The 14,275-nt window shown below is 37.7% G+C and carries 14 protein-coding genes and 1 pseudogene; 10 read left to right on the top strand and 5 right to left on the bottom strand.

The window, feature by feature from the left end; translation table 11 throughout:
• Positions 1-41: 41 nt before the first annotated feature.
• From F944_RS05270 to F944_RS05255, 4 genes are read left to right on the top strand one after another with little or no spacing between them, the layout of a single operon-like run.
• Positions 42-1,283 (top strand): acyl-CoA dehydrogenase family protein, encoded by a 1,242-nt coding sequence (locus tag F944_RS05270; protein ID WP_004987797.1) that lies wholly within the window; start codon positions 42-44, stop codon positions 1,281-1,283.
• 28 nt (positions 1,284-1,311) lie between these two features.
• The gene (locus tag F944_RS05265; protein ID WP_004987796.1) at positions 1,312-2,433 is read left to right on the top strand and encodes a phosphotransferase family protein; all 1,122 of its coding nucleotides are present in this window, start codon (positions 1,312-1,314) and stop codon (positions 2,431-2,433) included.
• Positions 2,430-3,128 (top strand): histidine phosphatase family protein, encoded by a 699-nt coding sequence (locus tag F944_RS05260; RefSeq protein ID WP_004987795.1) that lies wholly within the window; start codon positions 2,430-2,432, stop codon positions 3,126-3,128. Before F944_RS05265 ends, F944_RS05260 begins: the two co-directional genes overlap by 4 nt.
• A gap of 12 nt (positions 3,129-3,140) precedes the next feature.
• Positions 3,141-3,884 carry an SDR family oxidoreductase gene (locus tag F944_RS05255; RefSeq protein ID WP_004987794.1) on the top strand — a complete coding sequence of 248 codons (744 nt, stop codon included), beginning with the start codon at positions 3,141-3,143 and terminating at the stop codon, positions 3,882-3,884.
• Positions 3,885-3,935: 51 nt separating this feature from the next.
• On the opposite strand, the gene F944_RS05250 is transcribed toward F944_RS05255, so the two are convergent.
• Entirely contained in the window at positions 3,936-4,379 is a 444-nt protein-coding gene (locus F944_RS05250) for a GNAT family N-acetyltransferase (protein ID WP_004987793.1), read from the bottom strand.
• Between the two features lie 277 nt (positions 4,380-4,656).
• Between F944_RS05250 and F944_RS05245 the strand changes: the two genes are divergently transcribed.
• The 3 genes from F944_RS05245 (at position 4,657) to F944_RS05235 (ending at position 6,299) form a co-directional block, all read left to right on the top strand.
• On the top strand, positions 4,657-4,860 hold the full coding sequence (locus tag F944_RS05245; RefSeq protein ID WP_004987792.1) for a hypothetical protein: 204 nt from the start codon (positions 4,657-4,659) through the stop codon (positions 4,858-4,860).
• A gap of 200 nt (positions 4,861-5,060) precedes the next feature.
• A complete protein-coding gene (locus F944_RS05240; RefSeq protein ID WP_004987791.1) occupies positions 5,061-5,657 on the top strand; it encodes a uracil-DNA glycosylase family protein in 597 nt (198 codons plus the stop codon).
• A gap of 21 nt (positions 5,658-5,678) precedes the next feature.
• On the top strand, positions 5,679-6,299 hold the full coding sequence (locus F944_RS05235) for a class I SAM-dependent methyltransferase (RefSeq protein WP_004987790.1): 621 nt from the start codon (positions 5,679-5,681) through the stop codon (positions 6,297-6,299).
• On the opposite strand, the gene F944_RS05230 is transcribed toward F944_RS05235, so the two are convergent.
• On the bottom strand, positions 6,300-7,742 hold the full coding sequence (locus F944_RS05230) for a phospholipase D family protein (protein WP_004987786.1): 1,443 nt from the start codon (positions 7,740-7,742) through the stop codon (positions 6,300-6,302).
• Positions 7,743-8,034: 292 nt separating this feature from the next.
• Between F944_RS05230 and F944_RS05225 the strand changes: the two genes are divergently transcribed.
• Both F944_RS05225 and F944_RS05220 read left to right on the top strand, forming a co-directional pair.
• Positions 8,035-8,310, top strand: coding sequence for a metal/formaldehyde-sensitive transcriptional repressor (locus F944_RS05225; RefSeq protein ID WP_004987776.1), 276 nt, complete (start codon positions 8,035-8,037; stop codon positions 8,308-8,310).
• Positions 8,311-8,329: 19 nt separating this feature from the next.
• On the top strand, positions 8,330-9,439 hold the full coding sequence (locus F944_RS05220) for an S-(hydroxymethyl)glutathione dehydrogenase/class III alcohol dehydrogenase (RefSeq protein ID WP_004987774.1): 1,110 nt from the start codon (positions 8,330-8,332) through the stop codon (positions 9,437-9,439).
• Between the two features lie 60 nt (positions 9,440-9,499).
• Here the strand turns inward: F944_RS05220 and F944_RS05215 are convergent.
• Positions 9,500-11,101, bottom strand: a pseudogene (locus F944_RS05215) (ATP-binding cassette domain-containing protein).
• Between the two features lie 586 nt (positions 11,102-11,687).
• Between F944_RS05215 and F944_RS05210 the strand changes: the two are divergent.
• Positions 11,688-12,746: a 3-deoxy-7-phosphoheptulonate synthase gene (locus F944_RS05210; RefSeq protein WP_004987772.1), complete on the top strand. Its 1,059-nt coding sequence runs from the start codon at positions 11,688-11,690 to the stop codon at positions 12,744-12,746.
• A gap of 48 nt (positions 12,747-12,794) precedes the next feature.
• Here F944_RS05210 and gcvH read toward each other — a convergent pair whose 3' ends face one another.
• On the bottom strand, positions 12,795-13,169 hold the full coding sequence (gene gcvH / locus F944_RS05205) for a glycine cleavage system protein GcvH (protein ID WP_004987771.1): 375 nt from the start codon (positions 13,167-13,169) through the stop codon (positions 12,795-12,797).
• Between the two features lie 72 nt (positions 13,170-13,241).
• A complete protein-coding gene (locus F944_RS05200) occupies positions 13,242-14,267 on the bottom strand; it encodes an AraC family transcriptional regulator (RefSeq protein WP_004987769.1) in 1,026 nt (341 codons plus the stop codon).
• Between the last annotated feature and the right edge of the window lie 8 nt (positions 14,268-14,275).

The raw sequence follows: 14,275 nt of genomic DNA, 5'->3' as shown, positions 1-14,275 counted from the left end.
TCAAGTAAAGCGAAATAACACACTCATTTTAAGGAATCATCATGTTTGAGCTATCCGAACGTGCACAGGATTTTATTTCAAAAACAAAAAACTTTATTGAAAATGAAATTGAGCCCATTGAGGCTGATTTTTGGCATGAAGTGCATACTCTTAATCCAGACGGGAACTGGAAAAATTGGACGTGGCCTGCACAGCTTGAAACATTAAAAGATAAAGCCAAGCAAGCAGGTTTATGGAATATGTTTCTACCTGACCCTGAACTTGGTGCAGGTTTATCTGTACAGGAGTATGCCCATATTGCAGAGCTTTCAGGACGTAGTTTGCTTGCACCTACGGTATTCAACTGCAATGCGCCAGATAGTGGCAATATGGAAGTTTTATGGCGTTACGGTTCTGAGCAACAAAAACAGCAATGGTTAATGCCTTTACTCGCAGGAAAAATTCGTTCAGTCTTTTGTATGACTGAGCCAGCGGTTGCTTCTAGTGATGCGACCAATATGCAAGCGACTGCGGTGGTTGATGGCGATGAAATTGTTTTAAATGGTCGTAAATGGTGGTCATCAGGTTTAGGTGATCCAAATGCCAAAATCATTATTTTTATGGCGCATACGCCTGATGAAAATAAAGATCGCCATCATCAGCATTCTATGGTATTGGTTCCAGTCGATACCAAAGGCGTTACAATCGAGCGGATGCTACCTGTATTTGGTGATTACGACGCACCACATGGCCACGGTGAAATTAGTTTTGATAATGTACGTGTGCCTGTTGAAAATTTTATTGGTGGGGCTGGTCAGGGTTTTGAAATTGCGCAAGGTCGTTTAGGGCCAGGACGTATCCACCATTGTATGCGTTGTATTGGCGCAGCGGAAAAATCACTGGAATTGATGATCGACCGCGGTATGTCGCGTAAAGCTTTTGGCAAAGAATTATTAAAACTGGGTGGTAATCTAGAGCGGGTCGCAGAAGCTCGTGTTGCAATTGATCAAGCACGACTATTAACTTTATATGCTGCCTATAAAATGGATACATTGGGAAATATGGCGGCATTGACTGAAATTTCAGCGATTAAAGTGGTTGCACCAAGTGTGCTTGAAAAAGTCGTCGATATGGCAATGCAACTGCATGGCGGTGCAGGAGTTTCGAAAGATACACCTTTGACTGGATTCTTTGCTCAGGCACGTAGCTTGCGTTTAGCAGATGGCCCTGATGAAGTGCATAAGGGCATGATTGCTAAACTTGAACTGGCAAAACGTGGTTATAGCACGAGAAAAAAAGCATAAAGTTAGATTTAATATTAAAGGAAGATATATGTCGATCATTGATATTGGCGGTCAGGTTCGAGAGGGTGAGGAGCTGAATGTTTTGGCCGTTGAAAACTGGCTTAAACAACAAGGCATTGTATTGGCTGGCGAAGCTAAAGTTACTCAATATACCGGAGGCGCTTCGAATTGGACCTATCGTTTGCAATATGACAATCTAGATCTAATTTTACGCCGACCGCCTGTAGGAACTAAAGCCAAGTCAGCCCATGATATGGCGCGTGAATATTTAGTACAAAAAAACTTAGCGCAGTCTTATCCCGTTGTCCCTGAAATGATTGCTCTTTGTCAGGACGAGTCTGTCATTGGCTGTGATTTCTATGTGATGAAACGTATCGAAGGGATTATTCCCCGTGCGAAACTGCCACCTGAGTTAAACTTTTCTGAGCAGGATGTTCATGCGTTATGTATTAACGTATTGGATAAATTAATTGAATTACATCAAGTGCCTTATCAAAACACACCACTTGCTGAAATTGGTAAAGGTGAAGGATATTGTCGTAGACAAGTTGAAGGCTGGGATAAACGCTATGAAAAAGCAAAAACAATCAATGTGCCTTCTTTTCATTATGTAAGAAAGTGGTTGTTTGATCACATTCCTCAAGATTCAACCACTTGTATTATTCATAATGACTGGCGCTTTGATAATGTGATTCTTAATCCTGAACAGCCGACTCAGGTGATTGGGGTACTCGATTGGGAAATGGCAACACTCGGTGATCCGCTGATGGATTTGGGCAGTGCTTTGGCGTATTGGGTCGAAGATAGCGATAATATGATTTTTAAATCGACTCGCCGACAACCGACCAATCTAAAAGGCATGTTCACGCGAAAACAAGTGGTCGACTATTATCTACAAAAAACAGGTTTAACTACTGAAAACTGGACCTTTTATGAAGTATTTGGTGTATTTCGATTAGCCGTGATTGCACAACAAATTTATTATCGTTACTTCCATAAGCAAACCCGAAATCCTGCATTTAAAGATTTTTGGATCGTGATTCATGCTTTGCATATTCGTGCCTTAAAGTTGATTGCACAGCAAAAAATACAAGATTCAGAAATTGCCCAGAAATATTTAGATAAAGTGCAAAGGGTGTTAAAAAAATGACCACCATCTATTTAGTACGTCATGGTCAGGCTTCTTTTGGCAAAAGCAATTATGATGAACTATCTCAAAACGGCGAAGCTCAAGCCACCTTACTAGGTCGTTATTTTAAAGATATTTTAAAAGAGCAGCCATACGTTGTTGCGGGTACGATGCAACGTCATTTGCAAACGGCACAAGGCGCACTCAAAGAAAGTTTTCCAGAAACAACCATCCATACCGATGCGGGTTGGAATGAATTTAATCATCAACAAGTGTTTGCGCAGTATGAACCGCGTTTTAAGCAACCCGAATTACTCAAGGCTGATGTAGCCAAAGAAGCTAACCCACGTGCGTATTTAGCTAAAATCTTTGAAGGCGCAATTACTCGTTGGACAGACGGTGAATTTCATCATGAATATGATGAGTCTTGGCCGGATTTTAAGCAGCGTGTAGAAACAGCATTGCAAAAATTATGTGATGAGCTTGCGCAAACGAAACCCAGATACGCTGTCGTTTTTACTTCAGGCGGAGTTATTTCTGTCGCTGTTGGAAAAATCATGGAGTTGAGCATCAATCATACTTTTGCATTGAATTGGGCGATTGCCAATACCAGTTTAACGACCTTGAGATTGGTTGGAAATGAACCGCAACTTCTAAGTTTAAACGAACATCATTTTATTAAAGTAGTTAACCCAGATCTGCTGACATGGATATAAAAGGATTTTATCATGGCAAAAACGATTTTAATCACGGGAGCAAGCTCTGGACTTGGAGCAGGCATGGCAAGAGAATTTGCAAAGAAAGGCTATAATCTTGCGATCTGTGCCCGGCGTTTAGAGCGCTTACAGGAACTTCAAACGGAACTGCAAAGCGAATATGGCATCAAAGTGATTGCAAAAATTTTAGATGTCACAGATTACGATCAGGTATTTGAAGTTTTTAAAGCGTTTAAACAAGAATTTGGTCAATTAGATCGAATTATTGTCAATGCAGGTGTGGGCAATGGACGGCGTATTGGTAAAGGCAACTTTGAAATTAATCGAGCCACTGCTGAAACCAATTTTATTTCTGCACTTGCGCAGTGTGAAGCTGCTGTTGAAATTTTCCGTCAACAAAAATCAGGGCATTTGGTGGTGATTTCATCCATGAGCGCGATGCGGGGGTTACCAAAACACCTTTCAACTTATGCAGCCAGTAAGGCAGCAGTGGCTCACTTGGCTGAAGGCATCCGTGCTGAATTGATTGATACGCCCATTAAAGTTTCTACCATTTTCCCCGGATATATTCGTACCGAGTTAAATGAAGGCGCTAAACATTTGCCATTTGAAGTCGATGAAAAAACGGGATCACGTCTTTTGGTTAAAGCTATTGAAAAAGAACCTGTGAAAGCTTATGTCCCACAATGGCCGTGGTTGCCAATGGGGATTGCCATGAAAGTATTGCCATTAAGACTGGTCAATAAATTAGGCTAGAAATCTCTAGGAGATAGCATTAAATTTTATGCTATCTCCTGTTTTTTTAGATTATTTGAATAATTTTCGATATTGAATAAAACCAGTTTGATCTGCAATACGATCATATAACATCCGCGCCTGTTCGTTATTTTCCTGTGTCAACCAATAAACACGCGAACAATGATTTTTTTCGGCCTCTGCATAAACGGCTTCAATCAGCTTGCGCCCTAAGCCAGACGCTCGATGTTTGGGATCAACAAACAAGTCCTGTAAATAACAATAATTTTCAATCGTCCATGTGCTACGATGAAAAATATAATGTACCAATCCAATCAATTGTTTTTCTTCATTTTCTATAACTAAACAATATACAGGTTCTTGCGCATCCTGAAATCTGTCAAACGTGGTTTTGGTTATCTCATCACTGATCGCCGCCTTGTAAAATACCTGATAACCTTTCCACAGCTGAAGCCATTCATTGAAATCATTTTTTGTTACTGGACGTATGTTCATTATCTTCTCTCAATAAGTATCTTTTGTTGTGATTTAAGTTTTGGATTTCACTTAAAATAATCATCCTTGTATCAAAGCAAGCATTTCAACAATATTCAAATTTTTCTTAACGCATTCATTGCACAAATTTTAAATTGCCAATTTTTTATTTTTAAGATGTTTTGAAAATAAACTTTATATTTTGTAAATTTATTGATTGTATTTCTTGAACAAATAGGATTTTCCACAAATAAAGCCTATAATTTAAACATAATTTTAACCACAAGAGATTTAAAACATGCTTTTAAAATTTGCGACGCGTTTCATGGGGATTTTGGTGGCAGTACTTATCGTATTTGCTCTAGGGATTCACTTTTTATTTCCTGCAAAGCTCAGTATTGATTTGTGGATCATTGTTGTTCCTCTAATTTTGGGTGTGCCAATTGTCTTCTCGGTTTTACTTGCTAAAGATGATGAATTAAACCCTGAATTAGTTAACTAATTCTTTATTTACTCAAATTATTTTCAAGAGCCCATTTTACAATGGGCTTTTTATATTGTTGTATATTTTCAATTAGAGTTAGTTTATGTAAATCATATAATTATGCAAAATAATAAAATTCAAGTCTTTAAAAATTTACTTTGATGATCATTACAAGGCAAAATATCTAAAAATTTATTTAAGCGCCCTAAAAAGATAGTATGAATAACTTTGAGTTCGAAATAGAGTCACATCCACTTCAACCATTTTTACCAAGCAATGCAAAACTACTGATGTTAGGTAGCTTTCCACCACCCAAAGAACGCTGGAAAATGAATTTTTATTACCCAAATTATCAAAATGACATGTGGCGGATCTTTGGTTATTTGTTCTTTGATGATAAAAATTATTTTTTAGATCTCAAAAATAAAAATTTTAAGCAGCAGCAAATCCATGATTTTTTAATTGAAAAGGGGATTGCCATTTTTGATACTGCTGTTCAAGTTCAACGCTTAAAAGGTAATGCTTCTGATAAGTTTTTACAGATTGTGACACCGACCAATTTACAGGATTTACTTGAGCAAATTCCTTTGTGCAATACGCTGATGACAACGGGTGATAAAGCCACGGATACATTGATGCTGTCTTTACCTAAAAATACCGAAAAGCCACAGATAGGGCAATCTACTCAAACTTATTTTGTAGGTCGGTGGCTTGATTTGTATCGTATGCCGTCATCGTCCAGAGCTTATCCTTTAGCGCTCGAAAAAAAAGCAGAAGCTTATCGTGTACTCTTTGAAAATATTGGTTTAATTTAAAGAAAAATCAAAGAGAAAAAAATGAATATCGATGTTCCAAGTCCAATAGATTTAAAAAAATATCAGGACGCAAAACAGTGGGAGTTAACGGCAAATCTTAAGCGACCGTGGCGTTATGATTTTTTTGATTATTATGCACAAAAAATTGCGCAAGGTACTGATGCTCAGTTAAAAGTTTTAGAGCTAGGATCAGGGCCAGGATTTTTAGGTAAGTATTTATTAGAACGTTTACCTAATATTCAATATACAGCCTTTGATTTTTCAGAAGTCATGCATACGCTAGCTTTGCAAAAGCTTAGCCCAAATGAATCTCAACGAGCGACTTACTTGTTGGGTGATTTCAAGCAAGCAAACTGGCAAAAGAGCCTAGACCAATTTGACTATATTATTATTCATCAGGCTTTACATGAATTAAGACATAAAAGCCATGCATTAGACTTCCATAAGGCAGTAATCAGTTTACTCAAACCGAAAGCAACTTATTTTATGTGTGATCATCTTTTTGCTGAAGACGCGATGCAAAATAATGAGCTGTATATGTCTAAAACTGAACATTTATCAGTCTTAAAACAGGCAGGCTTTATTTCCATTGATATTCAATTAGAAATACAGGGCTTATGCGTATTTGAATGTAAAGTCTAATCACATCATCCATTCAATAGGTAAGCAAGCCATAAATTTCATTACAAGACGTTGAAATTTTGTGGTTTTAGGGTCATGAGCGTATTTTATGGTTTCACCATTCTCAAGATATTCTGTCCAGATCACATTGCCTTGTTCATCCAGACTCAACTCATAGCATGTTAATGGTAAAAATTTGTCAAGATCATCAGTAATATTTTGTTGAAGTTCTTCAGATTCAACAACCAATCCAACTTCAGTATTAATATGCGCAGAACGTGGATCAAAGTTGAATGAACCGATAAACACTTTGCCTTCGATATCAAAAAATTTTGCGTGTAAGCTTGAATTACTTTTTCCTTTAGCAGGTATCACTCGACCAGTTAGTTTTTCATACCATGTTGGTTTTTTTCTCGGAATAATGGATTTTAACTCGTAAAGTTTGACGCCACTTTCCAGTAAAGCTTGACGATATTTACTATAGAAAGCATGGACAATGGCAACATCATTTGCAATGAATGAATTGGTTAAAATGCGTATTTTTATGCCTTGTCGACTTTGCTTACTTAAAAAAGCTGTACCTGAGCGAGTGGGTACAAAATAAGCAGAAACCAATTCTAGATGATTTGAAGGGTAGCCCATAAGCTGAGCAATTTGATGATAAATTAATTCATCCTGTCTCGATTCACCTAAAATTTTCTGTGGAACATCTGCAACGAAATAAGCTTTCTTCCATCGTAATGAATAATTTTTTAATATATTATCTAATTCACTTTGAGCTTCATAAATTTTCTTTTCAACTGGCGTATCAATTTCATTGAATTGCTTAAAAAGCTGTTTTAGTTTTGATTCATCATTCGATTTTGTAGCCCCGACAAAATGTCGAATAGGTAGACTTAACGAGAAATTCCAGAAGTTTTGAAATACATCGACCGCATGAGTGACAGCAGTTCCATAAAAAAGAATATCCAGATCAAAAAATTGAAATTCGTTACCAGCTTCAAAATATTCGCCACTAATATTACGCCCGCCTGTGACAGCAATACAATCATCAGCAATGATCAGTTTATTGTGCATTCGATGATTAATTGCTTTTGCTCTAAATAAGTAATCTAGTACACGTAACTTTCTGAATTTGTAAGGATTAAATAGGCGAATTTCAAAAGCTGGGTTGTCTGAAAGTGCCCGTAAAATAGGATCGAGTCCATTTCCGTTTTGATCATCGATCAGTAACCGAATCTTAATCCCTCGGTTTGCTGCCTTGTATAACTCATTCAACATGAGCTGACCAATAAAATCGTTATTCCATATATAATATTGTAAATCGAGAGTTCGCTTGGCGTTCCGAATCAAAAAAATTCGTGATGCAATACTAACAAAAGCATCATCTAAAGCGACATAAGCGGTTAAACCTTGTTCTATTTTTTTTACCGCATCTTGATCATTTAACCAGTCAAAGTTCATAAGTCTGTATCTCTCAAAATATTTCTTATCATATTCAATCCGTCATAAATTTTTATTACAAACATTTGTCTCCTGTTATTTGGTTTTCTATTTTAGAAAAACGCTATTTTCAGATGGTGAGGATATATCTATATGATATTGATATTTCACATGTAAGATCAGATATTTAGTTGTTTTTTTGTAGTCATTTAATAGTTATATCTAAAATTTTATTGTCCATTTGCTTTATTGTTTGAATTAATAGATATACTATACTGGGGTATAGTATAAAAAGATGCAAAAGAGAGGGCTTATGCCTAAGCAAATTGAAGACAAAAAGAAAATTATACTTCGCCTTCGCAAAATTCAGGGTCAAGTTCAGGCCATTGAACGTGCACTCGAAAATGACACTTCATGTAACGCAATTCTTCAACAAATTTGTGCAACACGTGGTGCGATGAATGGTCTAATGAATGAAGTGCTGGAAATCCATTTCAAAGACACTCTAGTTGAGGGAGAGACGACAGAACAACAGCGTTATGAAGAATTAGCTGAGATTACCAAAATTCTGAAATCTTATTTAAAGTAAATACAAAAGGAGAGAAAGCATGAAATCACGTGCTGCTGTTGCATTTGGTCCAGGTCAACCCTTACAGATTGTAGAAGTGGATGTCGCTCCACCCAAGGCAGGTGAAGTCCTGATCAAAATCAGTCATACAGGAGTTTGTCATACCGATGCATTTACTTTATCGGGTGATGATCCTGAAGGTGTATTTCCTGCCATATTAGGGCATGAAGGTGCTGGTGTTGTGGTTGAAGTCGGTGAGGGCGTTACCAGTGTCAAACCCGGCGATCATGTGATTCCACTTTATACAGCTGAATGCGGCGAGTGTTTATTTTGTAAGTCAGGCAAAACGAACCTATGTGTTGCTGTTCGTGCTACACAAGGTAAAGGTGTTATGCCAGATGGTACGACACGTTTTTCTTATAATGGCGAGCCCATTTATCACTATATGGGATGTTCAACCTTCAGTGAATATACAGTGGTTGCCGAAGTTTCTTTGGCAAAAATTAATCCTGAAGCGAATCATGAACAAGTTTGCTTACTTGGATGTGGTGTCACCACAGGAATTGGTGCAGTGCACAATACTGCTAAAGTGCAGGAAGGTGACAGCGTTGCAGTATTTGGTCTAGGGGGGATTGGACTGGCGGTGGTACAAGGTGCACGTCAGGCAAAAGCAGGTCGCATCATCGTAATCGATATGAATCCAGACAAGTTTGAACTGGCGAAACAATTTGGTGCAACAGATTTTCTTAATCCGAAAGATTATGACAAACCTATTCAGCAAGTGATTGTAGAAATGACAGGTTGGGGAGTCGATCACTCCTTTGAATGTATTGGCAATGTCAATGTGATGCGTTCAGCACTTGAATGTGCGCATCGTGGTTGGGGTCAATCTGTGATTATTGGTGTCGCGGGCGCAGGTCAAGAAATCTCAACACGTCCATTTCAGTTGGTCACAGGTCGTAAGTGGATGGGAACAGCTTTTGGTGGTGTAAAAGGACGTAGCCAGCTTCCAAAAATGGTCGAAGATGCGATGAAAGGTGAAATTCAACTTGAACCATTTGTGACCCATACCATGCCACTTGATGAAATCAACCTTGCTTTTGATTTGATGCATGAAGGTAAGTCAATCCGTAGTGTGATTCATTATTAACCAAGCTTGTGTATTTCTAATCTGAACCAAAATAACAAATGCAAATAAACAAGAGCGTCGTCACGACGCTCTTCGTTCATTTAAAAGAGCTGCAATCTTGACCTCATGGATGATTCCACATTGTTTTACAAAATAATCATCATGAGATACTAATATAATTGCGCCATTAAAACTTTGAATTGATTTTGCCAGCAGTTCTCAGGACTCTATATCAAGATGGTTTTCTGGTTCATCCAATAGTAAAAGATCAATTGAATTTAATGGATGAGCCATGGCAATTAAAGCGACTTTTAATTGTTCACCACCACTCAATTCGGATAATGGCTGTAATACTTTATCTCCACGCAATCGTAATTGCCCCAGCAAATTTCTCCAAAACTCTGCTGTTTGATCTGGGTTTAAATCCATTAAATTCTCAAGTGCTGACAGCCGTTGATCTAAAAAGCTAAAGTTTTGATCTAGATACAAGCTACGACTTAAACTTAAAGAATCATGATTTTCATTTGAAGAATCTCTAGATAAAATTCTAAGCAAAGTAGATTTTCCACTTCCATTTTCACCTACCAAATGAATTTTTTCTTTGGACTGTAAAGAAAAATTGAAGTGAGCATTTTGTAAATAGGGATGAGGCGTGTTTGCTAATCTCAAAATTTCACCTGATTTTTGAACAGCAGATGAAAATTCAAATTGCTGCGATTTAACTGTTTCTAGTCGCTGTTTTTTATTGCAAAGCGATAACTGTTCCTGATGTAACTGACGCTGTTGTTGTCGAATAAGTTGACCTGATTGTTGAGTTGCCTGCTCTCGTTTAAAATCCAAAATGACTTTCGCTTGTGATCCTGTTTTGCGCTTTTTGTTTGCGCTAGCCTGTCTTTTTTGATTCTTCATCAATATTTGATGTTGTTGTACAACCTGTTGCTTGAGTTGACGTTTTTCTTGCTCAATATCCTGTTCAAGAGCGTGACGTTGTAAAGCTGATTGTTTCGCATAATGGGTGTAGTTTCCAGAGAAATGGGAAATACCAAACTCATTAAATTCCAAGATATGCTGCATTTCATCTAATAACAAACGATCATGACTAATAATTAAAGATCCCATGGTATGCGCTTTTAAACATGAAATTAACCATTTTCTACTGACACAATCCAGATGATTGCTGGGCTCATCCAATAAAAGATAATGATCCTTTAAGGCAAATAAGCGACATAGAGCCAGTTTGGTTTTCTGTCCTTCACTCAATAAATGTACAGAAAAGTTAAGATCAAGGGGTAATCCTGCCTGTTCTAATTGCTGTTGCCATTCGTAAGGTAAGTGCCATTTATCTTCGACCAGATCGTAATCCTGAAATGAAGCTGAACTATTTTCGATCCGTTTAAAAGCATCAACTAAATTTTGAATATCCAATACTTGAGCAATGGTATTACCCCTTAGTCGGTTGAATTGAGATAGATATGCGACAGGACATTGCCAATGAATCTGTCCAATAAAGCTGAATTTAGAAACTTGCGCCAAACACTGCATTAAGAGTGATTTACCTTGACCATTACGACCAATGAGACCGGTGCATTGCTGTATGGGAAGATTAAAGTGAAGTTGATCAAAAATATTTTTGGAATGAATGTCTAAGCTAAGCTGCTGAATAATACACGCCTGTTGGGTCATAAGACCTCCTCATACAACAGGATGTACAAAATAGAAAGTAAATAAAAATAGGTAAAACAACAAAGTAGAAGTCTATTTTGTACATCAATTACAAGAAAGTGAAATTGATAAAAATAGGACTTACTTCATTGGCAGAAACTCAATTGAGCAAAAGGGGAATGCTCATCTTAATGCTTTGTATATTTATTCGTCAATAAATAAATTATGAAAAACACTTGTCAATTTCCCAAACACAGAGTATGTTTGGCATCAAGATATGTTTTATTTAACTGAAATAGCAATGTTAAAACAACCTATGATCAACAACGCTTATTATTACTTTTGGCAATTTAAATAGTTGCCTGAACGCATTCGGGCAGCAAAATAGTTGCCCTTCAAGTTAATACCTGATCGGCAACCCCGATCAGGTTTTTTTATATCTATTTCATACCTTTATTTTGGAGATGTGCCGTGTATAACTTGATGACTTCATATTTTAGCAATGTTTATTGGTTTTACTTTAGTCAAAACCTACAACTGAATAGACCCACATCGCTCAAATAAATGATCGGACTGAAAATAGAGTCAGTCCAAAGGAAATAGTCAAATGAATGCGCTCAATAAAACTTTAATTGCACAAAATACTTCAAAAGAAATCTCGCTTAGCTTGCCATGTGAATTAAAAGCGGCATATCCGCTATCTTCTACTTTTGCCAAACAAATTGCTGAACATCGTCAAACCATTCAAAATATACTTTCAGGTAAAGATTCACGTTTATTGGTGGTTACTGGTCCATGTTCAATTCATGACCCTGTATCTGCATTAGAATACGCAGCAAAATTGATCAAATTACAAGAACAGGTTAAAGATCAAATTTTTCTGGTCATGCGCGCTTATATTGAAAAACCACGCACAACAGTCGGTTGGAAAGGCTTTTTGTATGATCCAAATCTTGATGGATCATCTGATTTGCAATTGGGTTTGGAAAAATCACGCGCTTTATATTTACAGATCATTGAAATGGGTTTACCGATTGCCAGTGAAATTCTAAGCCCTATGGCAACAGCTTATTTTGATGATCTTTTGGCTTGGGGAGCAATTGGAGCACGTACTAGTGAATCACAGATTCATCGTGAAATTTCCAGTCATATGCCGTACGCAATTGGTTTTAAAAATGGTACCGATGGTTCAATCCAGATTGCACTAGATGCGATTCAATCGGCGGAAAATGAACATCAATTTTTGGGAATGAATCAGCAGGGATTACCTGCAATATTACAAAGCAAAGGTAATCCATTGGCGCATTTGATTTTACGTGGTGCCAATCATGGCCCGAATTATGATCTCACTTCGATCGAGAAAATTAAAGCGAAACATCAAACTGATTTGCCTCCATTGGTGATTGATTGTAGCCATGGCAACAGTTCAAAAGATCCGATGAAACAACCTGAAGTATTAAAGCAAATCATTGCAGAGCGAACTGTCAGCAACGTTCGTGGTGTTATGTTAGAAAGTCATTTAGTCGACGGTCAACAAAAAATTTCATGCAATATGACCTATGGCCAGTCAGTCACAGATGGTTGCTTGGGTTGGGATAAAACTGAAGCTTTATTGTTAGAGATGGCTGATCAACTGAGTCAAAGCACATTACGTCAATCGGCTTAAATACTAAGAACCATCTCCCTTATAATTGTGGGAGATGGGTGATTTTACTTATAACCCAGCTTCGTATTCAGTATTGGAGAGAAGTTGCTCTACATCTGCGATATTGTCTGGTTTAATTTTATAAATCCAGCCTTTACCATAAGGATCATCGTTAATAAAATCAGGATCATCTTCAAGCGATGTATTGACTTCAATCACAGTACCAGAGACAGGTGCATGAATATCTGATGCGGTTTTGACCGATTCTACCACGCCCGCTTGAGCACCCGCAGTGAGATGACTTCCAACTTCAGGAACTTCAACATAGACAAGATCACCAAGTGCATCCTGAGCATGATCACTAATCCCAGTGACTACAAGATCACCCTCAATTTTTGCCCATTCATGCGTACTCGCATATTTCAATTCAGAAGGATGATTCATTGCAGCTCCTTAACATCCAAAGTTTGCTTATTTTGAAAGTGGTTATACAGGTTTTTAAATAAAAATAAAAGCTTATAAATACGGGTCTTTGCGCCAGTTACTTGGGCTACGTCCACTCCAGCGTTTAAACGCTCGGCTAAAATTGGCAACATCGGAGTAACCCAGTTCATCAGCAATTTGCTCAAGACTATAATCTGTTCTTGAAAGTAGGGAGGTTGCATGGCGATAACGAACTTCATCGACCAAAGTTGAGAAAGAAGTTCCTTCGGCTGCAAGCTGACGTTTCAAAGTCCGATCGGACATATGTAAACGTTCAGCAACGCTTTCAATGCTTAGATAATGTTGCTCTGAATGAGTCAAAATATCACGGACGCGCATAGCCAAACGACGGCGTTCACCTAAGGCAGATAGTTCAGATTCACATTGATTAATCGCAATCTGACTCGCAATCGGGTCGGCATTCACCATTTTTAATCCCAAATATTGCTTATCAAAACTAGATATGAGATGCGGTTGTTCAAAACGCATATCAATATTCATTTTATTTAAATATTTATCGAAACCTTCAGGTTTTTGAAAATCCAGATCTACTTCACCTGTTAATTCTTCATTACCCGTCAACCCTTTAGCCATGCTCATGATGCCAATGGTTAATGCCAGAATAATTTCAGTTCGCAAGGGTTCAAGATCAAAATCACACTGTAATTGTAATGTTGCTTTCGGCCCAAAAGTCGAGAAGTAAAGCTGTAAAAATGGCATGCGTAATTGAATAAAACGCGTTGCTAAAGCCAAAGCATCGGTAATATCATGCGCAGTCATAATGGCATAACCAATAAATCCATGAATGGAAATACGCATCTGATTGCCAAGATGATAACCCAACGTCGTTTCACCTGTTAAACGCAAAGCATGTTTAACCAATTCATTGGCAACATGAATAGGAATCCGATATTCGGGATCGGCCAATTGTTCGCTGGTTAAATGAAATGGAGCAAATAGGGTTTGATCGTTATATCCCCAACGCGACACGACGTCTAATAGCAATAAGCCATAAACGCCTGGTATTCCTTGTTCTTGACGAGCTGAATTAATTTTCATTCGCTATC

The sequence above is a fragment of the Acinetobacter ursingii DSM 16037 = CIP 107286 genome, from assembly GCF_000368825.1.
Lineage (GTDB): Bacteria > Pseudomonadota > Gammaproteobacteria > Pseudomonadales > Moraxellaceae > Acinetobacter > Acinetobacter ursingii.
This window is presented reverse-complemented; position numbering and strand designations above follow the sequence as displayed.

What these genes read in the sequence shown, in the direction of transcription:
- F944_RS05220 (WP_004987774.1), top strand. Translation starts at nt 8,330, where the DNA reads ATGAAATCACGTGCTGCTGTTGCATTTGGTCCAGGTCAACCCTTACAG.
- gcvH (WP_004987771.1), bottom strand. Translation starts at nt 13,169, where the DNA reads ATGAATCATCCTTCTGAATTGAAATATGCGAGTACGCATGAATGGGCA.
- F944_RS05200 (WP_004987769.1), bottom strand. Translation starts at nt 14,267, where the DNA reads ATGAAAATTAATTCAGCTCGTCAAGAACAAGGAATACCAGGCGTTTAT.
- F944_RS05260 (WP_004987795.1), top strand. Translation starts at nt 2,430, where the DNA reads ATGACCACCATCTATTTAGTACGTCATGGTCAGGCTTCTTTTGGCAAA.
- F944_RS05230 (WP_004987786.1), bottom strand. Translation starts at nt 7,742, where the DNA reads ATGAACTTTGACTGGTTAAATGATCAAGATGCGGTAAAAAAAATAGAA.
- F944_RS05235 (WP_004987790.1), top strand. Translation starts at nt 5,679, where the DNA reads ATGAATATCGATGTTCCAAGTCCAATAGATTTAAAAAAATATCAGGAC.
- F944_RS05240 (WP_004987791.1), top strand. Translation starts at nt 5,061, where the DNA reads ATGAATAACTTTGAGTTCGAAATAGAGTCACATCCACTTCAACCATTT.
- F944_RS05250 (WP_004987793.1), bottom strand. Translation starts at nt 4,379, where the DNA reads ATGAACATACGTCCAGTAACAAAAAATGATTTCAATGAATGGCTTCAG.
- F944_RS05265 (WP_004987796.1), top strand. Translation starts at nt 1,312, where the DNA reads ATGTCGATCATTGATATTGGCGGTCAGGTTCGAGAGGGTGAGGAGCTG.
- F944_RS05210 (WP_004987772.1), top strand. Translation starts at nt 11,688, where the DNA reads ATGAATGCGCTCAATAAAACTTTAATTGCACAAAATACTTCAAAAGAA.
- F944_RS05225 (WP_004987776.1), top strand. Translation starts at nt 8,035, where the DNA reads ATGCCTAAGCAAATTGAAGACAAAAAGAAAATTATACTTCGCCTTCGC.
- F944_RS05255 (WP_004987794.1), top strand. Translation starts at nt 3,141, where the DNA reads ATGGCAAAAACGATTTTAATCACGGGAGCAAGCTCTGGACTTGGAGCA.
- F944_RS05245 (WP_004987792.1), top strand. Translation starts at nt 4,657, where the DNA reads ATGCTTTTAAAATTTGCGACGCGTTTCATGGGGATTTTGGTGGCAGTA.
- F944_RS05270 (WP_004987797.1), top strand. Translation starts at nt 42, where the DNA reads ATGTTTGAGCTATCCGAACGTGCACAGGATTTTATTTCAAAAACAAAA.